This is a genomic window from Verrucomicrobiota bacterium (genome assembly GCA_034440155.1).
Lineage (GTDB): Bacteria > Verrucomicrobiota > Verrucomicrobiia > JAWXBN01 > JAWXBN01 > JAWXBN01.
Genome location: JAWXBN010000046.1, coordinates 1 through 11,511 on the forward strand (window position 1 = coordinate 1; position 11,511 = coordinate 11,511).

At 51.1% G+C, this 11,511-nt stretch carries 9 protein-coding genes; 1 reads left to right on the top strand and 8 read right to left on the bottom strand.

Annotated elements, in window-relative coordinates; genetic code table 11:
* From cmk to SGI98_04710, 7 genes are all read right to left on the bottom strand, one after another.
* Positions 1–634: (d)CMP kinase (cmk, locus tag SGI98_04680; protein MDZ4742699.1), on the bottom strand; the 634-nt coding region annotated here is incomplete at its 3' end.
* Positions 635–640: 6 nt separating this feature from the next.
* A complete protein-coding gene (gene aroA / locus SGI98_04685; protein MDZ4742700.1) occupies positions 641–1,942 on the bottom strand; it encodes a 3-phosphoshikimate 1-carboxyvinyltransferase in 1,302 nt (433 codons plus the stop codon).
* Between the two features lie 58 nt (positions 1,943–2,000).
* Positions 2,001–2,870, bottom strand: coding sequence for a prephenate dehydrogenase (locus tag SGI98_04690; GenBank protein ID MDZ4742701.1), 870 nt, complete (start codon positions 2,868–2,870; stop codon positions 2,001–2,003).
* Positions 2,871–3,149: 279 nt separating this feature from the next.
* Complete coding sequence (locus SGI98_04695) at positions 3,150–5,177, bottom strand: ABC transporter permease subunit (GenBank protein MDZ4742702.1); 2,028 nt, start codon at positions 5,175–5,177, stop codon at positions 3,150–3,152.
* A 4-nt stretch (positions 5,178–5,181) separates the two neighbouring features.
* Positions 5,182–7,872 (bottom strand): extracellular solute-binding protein, encoded by a 2,691-nt coding sequence (locus SGI98_04700; protein MDZ4742703.1) that lies wholly within the window; start codon positions 7,870–7,872, stop codon positions 5,182–5,184.
* 25 nt (positions 7,873–7,897) lie between these two features.
* Positions 7,898–8,629, bottom strand: coding sequence for a UMP kinase (gene pyrH / locus SGI98_04705; GenBank protein MDZ4742704.1), 732 nt, complete (start codon positions 8,627–8,629; stop codon positions 7,898–7,900).
* Positions 8,630–8,728: 99 nt separating this feature from the next.
* On the bottom strand, positions 8,729–10,030 hold the full coding sequence (locus SGI98_04710; protein ID MDZ4742705.1) for a hypothetical protein: 1,302 nt from the start codon (positions 10,028–10,030) through the stop codon (positions 8,729–8,731).
* A 74-nt stretch (positions 10,031–10,104) separates the two neighbouring features.
* Here SGI98_04710 and SGI98_04715 point away from each other — a divergent pair, with 74 nt between their 5' ends.
* Positions 10,105–10,953, top strand: coding sequence for a helix-turn-helix domain-containing protein (locus SGI98_04715; protein MDZ4742706.1), 849 nt, complete (start codon positions 10,105–10,107; stop codon positions 10,951–10,953).
* Here SGI98_04715 and SGI98_04720 read toward each other — a convergent pair.
* A partial coding sequence (locus SGI98_04720) for a hypothetical protein (protein MDZ4742707.1) occupies positions 10,923–11,511 on the bottom strand: 589 nt, incomplete at its 5' end. The two genes, SGI98_04715 and SGI98_04720, sit on opposite strands and share 31 nt — an antisense overlap.

The following is an 11,511-nucleotide window of genomic DNA, read 5'->3' on the forward strand; positions in this document are numbered from 1 at the left end:
CCTTTGCCCGTATGGTAGCCATAATGCGGGCAATGGTTTCTTCGGCTGTTCCTATATTCTCGATCAAGACGGCATCCTCCGCCATTTTAAGCGGAGCGGTTTTGCGGGTGCTATCCATTTGGTCGCGTTGCGCTATCGAATCCGTCATTCCTTGCGCCGCCCGCCGGGCCGCCCGGATTTCCTCGGGTACATCGACATAAAATTTAAAATCTGCCCCGGGGAAAACAACGGTACCAATGTCCCGGCCTTCCGCCACGAGGGAACCTAACTTGCGCAAATCGCGCTGGACATTGACCGCCTCAGTCCGCACCCCGGGCACCCGGGCTAGATAGGAGACAGAGGCATTTACTTCCGCGGTCCGTAACCACGCGTCGTCCAAGGCTTGTCCATTCACCTGTAGGGAGACACTTTTGCCGTCAGTGTGAGTCGTCAGTGTGATGGGGCGGATCCATCCCTCTACTACCTCCTCCGATTGATAATCGATTTTGTCCTGGAGCGCTTTCCAAGTGAAGGCCCGGTACATCGCCCCGGTATCGACGTAGAGGCATCCCAGTTCGCGGGCGACCCCGCGGGAAACCGTGCTTTTACCCGAGGCGGAAGGTCCATCAATGGCGATAATCATCGGCTCGGACATGGCAGGTTATTTGAATGTAACAAGTTTAGGAATATCGGCGGCGAAGCCCGGATAAGAAGTGTCGATACAATCCACATTTTCGATAATCATCTCCCCCTCGGCAAAAAGCCCGGCAATCGCCATCGCCATGGCGATACGGTGATCGCCAAAGCTATTCACCCGCGCCCCGTGGAGGGGACGCCCGCCACGCACAGCCAGTCCATCATCGAAGTCTTCGACATCGGCACCGATGGCGCGCAGATTGTCCGCAATGGCCTTGATCCGGTCGGTTTCCTTGACGCGCAACTCGCGCGCATCACGGATGACCATGACCCCGCTGTGGGCGATGGCTCCGGCGACAGCCAAGATCGGGAGCTCATCAATGACATTAGGGATTTCCGAGCCTTCGACAGTAGTGCCCCTGAGCTCGGCACCGGTTATCTCGATCGTGCCATAGGGTTCGAACTCATCTTCATAAACGCGCTCATGGATCGTCGCGCCCATACGGACAAGGACATTTAATATCCCGGTGCGTGTGGGATTTAGTCCCACGTCGATGATTTTAAGTTTCATACCCGGGAAAGCCGCGGTGGCCACGAGCCAGAAAGCTGCGGAGGAGATATCCCCGGGAACCTTGATATTTTTCGTCTTCGGCAAGTATCCCCCCTTCACCGACGCGGTCAGTCCATCCACGAGCAGGGGCAGCTCCAGATATTTAAACATCCGCTCCGTGTGGTCACGGGATTGCATGGGCTCGGTCACGCTGGTGGTGCCTTTGGTAAAAAGACCGGCAAGCAAGAGACAGGATTTAACTTGGGCACTGGCGACTTTTGATTGGTAATCGATGGCCTTCAGCTCCGTCCCGAGAATGGTCAAAGGCGCACAATTATTCCCGGCGTCACTCGTGATTTTAGCGCCCATCAGGGCCAAAGGATCCATGACACGCCTCATCGGGCGACTGCAAAGGGACGCATCCCCGGTCATTTGTGATTTGAATCCATTTTGCGCGGCCAAGATACCGGCCAACAAACGGATGGCTGTACCGGAGTTCCCACAATCAATGGTTCTTTTCGGTTGCATCAGGCGGCCACCACAACCTTCGATCAAAACGGTCGTCGAGTCCGGCCTTTGGTAAGTAATGCCCAGGGCGGCCATGGCCTTGAGGGTATTAAGACAATCCTCACTGGGCAAATAACCCGTAATCCCAGCGGATCCGCCCTCTGATAAACCTAATAAAATAGCTGAACGGTGGGAGATACTTTTGTCCCCAGGGACTTTGAGTTCACCCTCGATCCGTTTTGCCCGACGTGTTTTTAATATCTTGCTCATGGAGAAGCTGAAATCTTTGGCGAAAAGCGGGCGTGAACGCAAGAGAAGAAAACGGGCGTTATTCGTGACCCTTACCCGGGCGCAATTTGCTCCGGGTCACTCGGGCCTGCTCGAGATAAGTTTGAAGGGCGTCTTTATCCTCATTTTCGAGCCATCGGGACACTTTTTGAATTTCCTTTTCCATCCCTTCGAGGGAATCAAGGACAGCCCGGCGGTTCCCGAGTAAAATCTCGGCCCACATGGCTGAGGGCCCTTCAGCGACCCGGGTGGAATCTCGGAATCCGCCCCCGGAATACTTTAGCCCCTCCTCACCCGCAGTCGTGGCGGCATGAACCAGGCAGGCGGCGGTTAAATGCGGTAAGTGGCTGACTTGCCCCACGATCTGGTCATGTTTCTCGGGGGAAAGTTCTAAAAGACGCATCCCGAGTAATTTCCAAAAGTCACGCACTGTGTCCAGTGCCGCAGGATCGGTCGTCTGGTCCGGGGTGACGATACAAACGGCACTTTCGAGTAAGTCCGCACGGGAATGGGCAAACCCCGACTGTTCACTGCCCGCCATCGGATGGCTCCCGACAAAATGGGCGGCACCGTCGAGGATTTCGGGCATTTCCAGGCAAACGGGTTCTTTCACACTACCGACATCGGTCACCACTGCAAAAGGGGATAAGGCCGGTTTTGCCTTAGCCAGGACTCCTCCCATCGAACCAATCGTCATGGCCAGAATCACCACCTCGGCATCTTCGACAGCCAAGGTGAGGTCGGTCGTCGCAGTCAGGCCCAGTCCGGCGGAGTCCACCTCGTCGACCGTCTCTTGGCGGCGTGCCCAAAGGAAAACCTCCCCGCAAATTGCTTTTTGTGCGGTTAAAGCCCGGGCGATCGATCCCCCTAAAAGTCCCGCTCCCAATATGGCCACTTTCGAAAATTTCATTGGAGGAATAGTGAATGGAAAGCAACCCCGAAAAGCAAGCTCTATAGTCCGCTTCACTATAGGCCCATCAATCAGGCGTGAGGGGATAAAGTCTTAGTTATTCGGGGCGTAGAGATGAATCGTCAGTGTCGTCGGGGGAGTGGACATCCTTCACGGCTACGGGTGAGATATGCTCAGCATATAAGGGTCGGAAACCCGGCAGGACACAAATAGTTACCAAGAGACAATAGGCCAAAACCTGCTAAACAACAAATCCACTCACCCCGCCCCCCGGACAGGCTACTTCATGCTTGGCAGAATAATTCCTTTCATGATTATTTTCTGCATCATGATAAAAATCACCAATGTCGGAAGACTCATTATGACCAAGGCCGCCATCTGCAAGTGTGCCTCACCCCTCTGCATCGCATCCATCGAGTATTGGAATATCCAGACAGCCAAGGTCCATTTCCTTTCATCAGGACAGACAATAAAAGCCCACATGTATTCACTATAAGCAATCACGATCGACCCCATCATCTGGAGGGCGATGATTGGTTTACACATCGGAAATGTCACCGTCCAATAGATCTGCCATTCATTCGCCCCATCGAGTTCGGCGGCCTCATATAACTCACGAGGTAACCCGTCGAAAAATCCTTTCATCAGGAAAATACCAAAACCATTCGCGAGCCCCGGAAGGATCAAGGCCCAGTACGTATTCAATAGCCCTAAGTCACGGGTGAGGATAAATCCTGGAATCTGCATGACCTCACCCGGAAAGGCCATCGGGATCAAAAGGAGGATCAGGATCCCTTGTTTGAATTTGATTTTATAGCGCGACAAAGCGTAGGCAGCCAGCGGATTAACCGTTAATCCTGCAATCAAGAATGCCCCGACAAGGATCAAGGTATTCCACAAGGCATTACCCTGGATCCCGATGAATTTGAATACCTGTACAAAATTATTTGTCAGGAAAAACCAAATGAGTTCCCCCTTACGTTGCAGGAAGTCCATCCGGTCAAAAGCCGTTTGTGGGAGGATAAACGTATCAAAGGATTCATATTTTTGCCCGTAAACCCGGTTAAGCTCCTCGACTGTCCCATATTTCTTTTTTAAATAATCACGATACCCTTTGTCTGGGCGTTCGGGCATCCACTGGGAAACAGGGACTCTCTCCACGATGTATTCAGACCAATCAATCCGGAGTAAACGTGGCGGGGGCATCACCTCTGTGAGGAAAATCTGGTCAAGGGAACGGAACTGGGTATTAAGCTTTTTATTCAGAATGTCCAGAGAGCCCTTGTGTTTATTCAAGAGCCACTGCCGAAAATCAGCATGCGGCATATTACCGGTGAGCCTGATATCTGCCAACCGGAAAGTCGTTTTCATGAACTCTCCCCAATCCGCTTTACCGACAGGATGAGCAGGAGGATTCTCCGGAAAAATAATTTCCCCAAAATGCTTATGATTTGTGCCCCAAGCTTTATTGAGTTTCTCTAGGGTAATATACTTGCCCTTAAGGAAAGCCAGATAGGCCCTATCTTGCGTAGCCGGACCAAATGTCTCAACTACAAGAATGACCTGGTCGGCGGGTAAAGTCCTCAGAAACTCTTCGTAATCGCGCACACGAGGTGTTAAGATGAATTTCGAAGTGCGTCCAAACTCAACAGACCCGTCAATGAGCGGCATCCGGTAAAATTCCGTCGCCACGGTGCGGGCATAAATAGAATTCATCAAAGCCACAGCCCCCGTATTTTGTTCCTTGGACGACAAAGTTTGTGCCAACACAGGATTTTGCTCCTTCCAGAGGCTCAAATAACGTTGCCGTAGAAAATTCTGGAATTTGATTTTATTAATCGAAGAGTAGGCAACCGATACCGGCAGGCCTTTGTCACCAAGTGGCTCCTTGCAAATCTGATCCCAATACGATTCCCAATCCTTCCATGCGATTTCCAGCTTTGCTGGATCCCAACGATCATAATCCAGAGGACCGAAAGCCTTTTTTAAGGGATCTCTAATTTTATTAAAATCCGCCATGGTGTCGGCTTTTTGAATCCGGTACAGGTTATTAATATATGTGTAGCTCCCGACACCGGAGAAATATTTCAAGAAAAGGTATTTGCAGAAAAGCTCATCCTGATTAAAAATAAACCTCGGATAAAGACTATAACGGGCTGAATCATATTGATTGGTCACCGAGGTGCTCAATGACATCAGGAAAGGAATGACCATGGTAATCCCGCCTAAGAGCAGGATGACGTAAAAAAGGGAAATGACCAAAAGACCCTTGCCCTTTTTCCGGCCCACATGTGAAATTAGACCCATAGCCTTATTCCTCCGCTCTCTGGAATTCCACCCTGGAAAGAATCCTCATTTGTAAGACAGTAAAACTAATCAGTAATGCCGCCAGCACCCAAGCCGTCGCTGTGGCCGCACCAAATTTCAAGAAAATGAAGGAGTCCCTCCAGATGGCAAATGAAAGCACTGTCGTCTCATCACCCGGGCCCCCGCCCGTCATCAGGAAAATATTGCCCATCGTTTTAAAAAGACCGATGAAAGTGCCGATGAAATTAATCAAAATCAAAGGAATCAGGGTAGGCACCGTTATTTTGAAAAGTTTATCCCAGAAACCGGCCCCATCAATTTCCGCCGCCTCGTACAAATCATCCGGCACATTCTTGAGTGCAGCCAGATAAATGAGCGAGCCGCCCCCGATAGCCGCCCAGACGGCAGGCGCGGTCACCCATACTAATGCCATATTTGGGTCATTCAAAAACTGGAGCGGTTTATCCAATATGCCCATCTGCATCAATACCGCATTAAAATAACCCTCCTCCGTAGGGTAATACATCATCAACCAGATGAAGGTAATGACGATGCCGGAGGAAATCCCCGGTAAAAGATAAATCATCCTCAAAGTGACTTTAAAGTGGGGAATCTCATTAAGCATGATCGCCAGTGCGATCGGGGTAATGAAGCCCAAGACAAGGTTGACCACGACAAATTTTACTGTGATCCACAGGTATTTGTAGAATTTCGGATCACTCATCACTGTAATAAAATTATCCAGTCCGATAAACGGTTTATCAGCGAGTATTTTATAGTCTTGGAAAGCCATCAATGTACCCTGCGCCAGAGGGTAATAGGTCCACATCAGCACCAGCGCGATAGCCGGGACCAAAAAAAACCATGGTAATATACGGGTAATTATCCCGACTTCTTGCACCCTCGTGTCAAAACCCGTATTCGCGCCCTTCCTAAAATAGGCATCCTTCATCCCATCCCACATTTTTTTAAACATCCACAAAAACAAAATGACAAATAGTCCGAAAATGGAATAAGCATAGGGCCGGATCTGCTTCATTTCCTGCTCATTACGGTCCCGGAGAACCTTATTATTGGCCGTTTTCTGGGCTTGGATCATGGCTGACTCATAATCAAAATCCCTATCCGCAATGATCCTGCTGATAATTTCCTGCCCGATTAATTGTGTGCTGACCGGTTCCCATTTGCCGATATAGGGTTCGGTCTGAGCATTTTGTTTGATTTCCTTGAGGCTGGCTTTCCAGTGGGGAGAAATATCACGGATATCAGCTTCCATCCCAAATTTCGTCAATAAATCCGGATCGGCAAAAGTCAAATTCTCCTTTTGTTTCTGGATTTGTAATTGTGTCCTCATCAAATTGTCACCGGTTATGGAACTGATCAATTTGAAGGCGGCTTTCTGTTTGGGCTTGGATGCTTTGGCCAGGGTAGAGTTCAGGCACCACCAATAGTTCGGCTGGATATTCGCCGTCACCATCTTCCCGTCTGGTGAAGGAATCGCCATGAGTCCCACTTGCGAGGGAGAAAGGGTGTGGATCAACTCTGCTACCTCTTCGGCAAACCCGATATAAAAAACAATTTCTCCCTTCAAGAACATGTTTGCGACCATGGCATTCCCGTCCCCGATGAGACCTCGGGATACCCCTTCAAAAACTTCACCAGGCGTGAAAGCAATCACACTCCCATCCGGTAGGCTCACCCTTCCCGCCTTAGCTTCCTCATCCGTTAAATTAACCGGCTCCTGGTTTTTTGGATTCCGGATCCATTTCTGCCAAAAAAGTTTCCAATAAAACCCCATGGCCTTGATCCCTTCTGGCGAGGCAAATGTGGCTTTCCATTCGAGGGGGGCAATGGCGAGGTTTTCTCCCGTGGGGGACTTTGGCAGCACGATTTCTTTGCCAAATTCATATTTGGTTCCATCCTGGGAGGTTCTGACTTGGACGACTTCTTTACCACTGGCACTCCACAGCCAAGGCAACCAACGATAGGTATTTGGATCGGCGAAAAACCCCCGACGGCTGGACAATATTGTGCCATCTCGGCTTTTTGTGGGATTCCGGGAGGCCATCTGGCAAATCCGGAAGAATTCATCCCATGTCCTCGGGGGCGCCTCACTGCCCGTAATCTCCCGGACAATGTCGCGTCGATAGATGATACACGTCACGGCTTGTCCGGAGGGTAAACCGTAAGGCTTACCGTCGATGGTCGCCGCACGCCTGAGGGCCGGCGGCATATCTTTCCATTCTTGTATCTTGGCTTCATCGTCGTCGATATAACCATCACCATTTTGGTCCGTACCAATAAACTCTCCCAAGTCCATGATGAATCCCTGGTTCACCCACGACTCCAGCTGGTGAAACCAGACATTAAAAACATCGGGGCCTATCCCACCGGCAAAAGCGAGGTATAACATACCTTGGGACATGCCCGCGGCTTGAGCTGGCAGACGCAGCTGGGTAAAAGGACGCACATAAACATTTGGGTTCTGCTCGACATATTCATTAATCAAAATTGTGTAAGGACTATCCAACCAATCAGGAACATAATCTTTGACGGATAACTCTATGGGGGCTTTCTCTCGGGTTCCCGGTTGCTGGCCAAAAGAATCTGGAGTCAAAAAACACATCGACACCATCATCACAAGGCAGAGCCAGAGGAATACCGGGCCTGGTTTGATATGGGAAATACAATGCATGATACGGGTATTCGGACTTTTTATCCTAGTTACTGATCAATGTCCCGACCTTCTTACCTAAAACCGCATTTTTAATATTGTCCTTCTTGAAGAGATCAAAAACGAGGATCGGCATGTGGTTATCCATGCACAAGCTGAAAGCGGTAGAGTCCATCACCTTTAAACGACGTTGGAGGGCTTCTGAAAAAGTAATGGTCGAGAATTTTTTGGCATTCTTGTTCGTCATCGGGTCGGCATCATACACCCCATCGACTTTGGTAGCTTTCATGATGATCTGGGCATTCATTTCACTGGCCCGCAGGGCTGCTGTTGTGTCCGTGGAAAAATAAGGATTTCCCGTGCCCGCGACAAAAATCACCACAAGACCCTTTTCCATGTGGCGCACCGCACGGCGGCGGATGAATGGCTCGGCCACATTTTTCATTTCGATCGCTGTCATGACCCGGGTGGGTACTCCCGCTTTTTCCATCGCATTCTGGAGGGCAAGCCCGTTGATCACCGTGGCTAACATACCCATATAATCACCCGTCGTACGATCCACCCCGTTTTTTTCTCCGGATAAGCCCCGGAAAATATTTCCTCCTCCAATCACGATCCCTATTTGAACGCCTAAACGCCTGATTTCTTTGACCTGCCGTGAAAGATCGGCCAAAATAGCCGACCCGATGGGGTCGCCATCCTTACCGGCGAGAGCCTCGCCGCTGAGTTTAAGGATGATTCTTTTAAATTTCGCTCGGGTTGAAGGCTTGTCTGGCATGGATTTTCATCTAAGCGAAAAGCAGGATACGGTCAAGCGAAGCGTCAATCTTTTCTCCCCACCACTGGACGACTCTGGTGCTTTTTTGACGCACCCCCATCAATCCAGCTCTGGGATGAGCCCGGCATTCACCTCAATCATCTCACTGAGGAGCAAGGCGGGAGCACAATCACAATCCCTCATACAGGCGTCGAGAGCCACCGTTTCAACGGCAAGCCGTTTGCTTTTTTGCAGCACCACATCTACACTCATTTCCGAAAGGGCGATATGCTGGTGTAACCAAGTCAGGAAATAACGGGGAAGCTCCTCCGGGGGCTGATGCATCCGGATCAAATCCCTGGACACGGTAGCCGGCAACTCGACAATCGCTTCGTCCGGCAGCCCCTTGATCAAACCTTGATTCGGATTATTTGCCGAAAGAAAATGGTAGGGTTCTGACTCCCCACTGAGGGCACGCATGACCTTGAACATTTGTTCGCGTTCGGGTTCAACGAGGAATTTCCGGAAATCCTCCTGCGTCTTGAGGTGGGAACCGATTTCAGCCCCTGCATTTTTGTCTTTGGCAGCCGTCCGGCAACAGGCATCCCAAGTAAAAAATGTTTCCGGTTTAAGCCGCGGGCTGGCCGTGGGGATATAATCGAAATTATGCCATTGTCCGCACCCGAGGAAATAACCCATGTCGCGGAACATATAATATTGAGTCTTATCCATCTGGGCCCAATCATGCTTTTTCTGGGGGGACAGATCGACCAAACGGGCTAAAAGATCTTCACCCGTGCTGATTTGTGTGGCCCGCTGGAGAATGTGAAAGTGGTTGATTCCAGCCACAAAAACATCAATGTCACCTTTCGGGACATCAGTCAGGATCGAGAGCCTCTCAATGACTTCGAGAGTCCCGTGGCAGTGCCCGGCAAGACGGGTAAATCCGGTCGCTTTTATAATCCCCCGCAATAAACGGGGCAACGGATTATTAATCACATGCAGCCAAGCAGTCGGGCAAATTGTTTGAATATCTCTGACTATATCCAAAAGCGGGGGCAAATGGCGCATGGTCGCCATCAAGGCGCCGGGGGTGGCCGTCTCACCTTCCTGGAATTGTAACCCGTGGCGGTGCATGACATCACAGGTGCGCAGAAATGAATAAGGAAAATCCACCGCGAAACTCACTAACACATGGGCGGCACCTTGGAGAGCTTCCTGGCGGTTTCCAAAAAATAAGGCTTTGATTTTTTTGCCACTGGCGGCATTCATCTCCGGGATGATCCGGGCTAAGGCGTCAAGGGCTTCGGGCCGGATATCCATCATCCGTAATTCATATTCACCGTCCCCCGCCACCTGATAGATGGAACGCAACAGCGCGAGATTAAAATGACTTCCTGCACCGATAACTGTGATTTTCATGGCAGGGAGTAAATCATGATTTATCGCGATTATCCTCTTGATTAATCACTCATTATTCCCGAAAAGTCACTTTTATGGTAAAATCCCTTTCAGTGGAACAGATTTCAGCGGCCCTGACCCTTTACCGGGGACCGGCCCATGTCATGCCGTCCTTCCACACCCACGACGGGGTCGAGCTCGACCTGATCCAAGGCGGCGGGATTACTTTGCTTTACGGCGAAAAAGAAGTCCCGATTCCTGCCGGGGCACTCACCCTGCTCTGGGCCCCGGTCCCACACCGGGTGATTCGTTTTGACAAGGGGGCCGTCGTAAATTCTCTCACCATCCCTCTGGAAGATTTTATCCATGGGGGATTCCCGGCAAAAATCACAGATGCCATTCTGGAGGGCCAATGCCTCATTGAGCAGCTTGCCCAGCCAGACCCTTGGGACAATTTTCTTTTTGAACGTTGGACAGCGGATTTAAAGGCAGGCAAATTGCTCCAGCAAGCCGTGCTTTATGAATTACAGGCCCGCCTTTACCGGATGTCCATCCATCCACTCACACAGATCCGGTTTTCCCCCCTGCGACGGACGAAAGGTTTACCCCTCGGACATCTCCACAAGGCCGAGCAAATGGCGCGGCTGATTGCTCGCCGTTATCGGGAACCACTCCAAATCAAAGACCTCTGCCGCGAACTCAAAATAAACCCCCGTTATGCCGTGAGGATATTCCAAAAAATGTGGGGCGTGACCCCGCTATCTTATTTGCATTCCCATCGTCTCATGCATGCACGGGTGTTACTCGCATCGACAGACAGGAAAGTTTTAGATATCGCGCTTGACTCCGGTTTTTCGGGGCTAGCTCGGTTCTACGACACATTCACACGATCCTGCGGCACGACTCCCCTGCATTACCGCCGCAAACTCCAACACCACAAATAGGCCCCCCCCGGATTTTCTGTAGCCTGCCCTATGATCAGGGTGCGCATGCGCCCCCGCGTGCATCCGAGGGCGCCCCCGCCCGATGGAACCATTTCCGGATCGGTTGCCTTCTGGGGAGCAATTTGCTCCTCGCGACTGGAGGGACCATCTTCCGATTGTCCGGGACGAGCATTTACGGCGGTCGGAACCATTCCCGACCCCAAACACCTTCGCGGTGCAATTTGCGCGAAAATGGCGGTGAAAATGGCGCGGGCGTCTCGCCCGCGGGACCGGAAAAACACGGCCAAGATGGCCGTTCCACTCTCCGCGACCGTCAGGAACCACTCGGTTATGCCCGCTGACACCATTCCCCCCCCGATTATCCGCCAGCCGGAGCAATTTGCGCGAAAACGGGAAAACGGAGATGAAAGACGCGGGGACCGAGGATGCTTCCCCGTAACGTTCTGGAAAAAATAAGTTTCACGCAAAGGCCCATGATTTTCCGTGTGTACGGCGACCGGCTCGGTTGCCTTCGGGCCAGAGTTTCTCTGGTTACATCCGGCATTCGGCAAGCAGGGC

Excerpts from the sequence above, each read along its gene's own strand:
- aroA (MDZ4742700.1), bottom strand. The coding sequence starts at position 1,942 with ATGAGCAAGATATTAAAAACACGTCGGGCAAAACGGATCGAGGGTGAA.
- SGI98_04715 (MDZ4742706.1), top strand. The coding sequence starts at position 10,105 with ATGGTAAAATCCCTTTCAGTGGAACAGATTTCAGCGGCCCTGACCCTT.
- SGI98_04700 (MDZ4742703.1), bottom strand. The coding sequence starts at position 7,872 with ATGCATTGTATTTCCCATATCAAACCAGGCCCGGTATTCCTCTGGCTC.
- SGI98_04690 (MDZ4742701.1), bottom strand. The coding sequence starts at position 2,870 with ATGAAATTTTCGAAAGTGGCCATATTGGGAGCGGGACTTTTAGGGGGA.
- pyrH (MDZ4742704.1), bottom strand. The coding sequence starts at position 8,629 with ATGCCAGACAAGCCTTCAACCCGAGCGAAATTTAAAAGAATCATCCTT.
- SGI98_04710 (MDZ4742705.1), bottom strand. The coding sequence starts at position 10,030 with ATGAAAATCACAGTTATCGGTGCAGGAAGTCATTTTAATCTCGCGCTG.
- SGI98_04695 (MDZ4742702.1), bottom strand. The coding sequence starts at position 5,177 with ATGGGTCTAATTTCACATGTGGGCCGGAAAAAGGGCAAGGGTCTTTTG.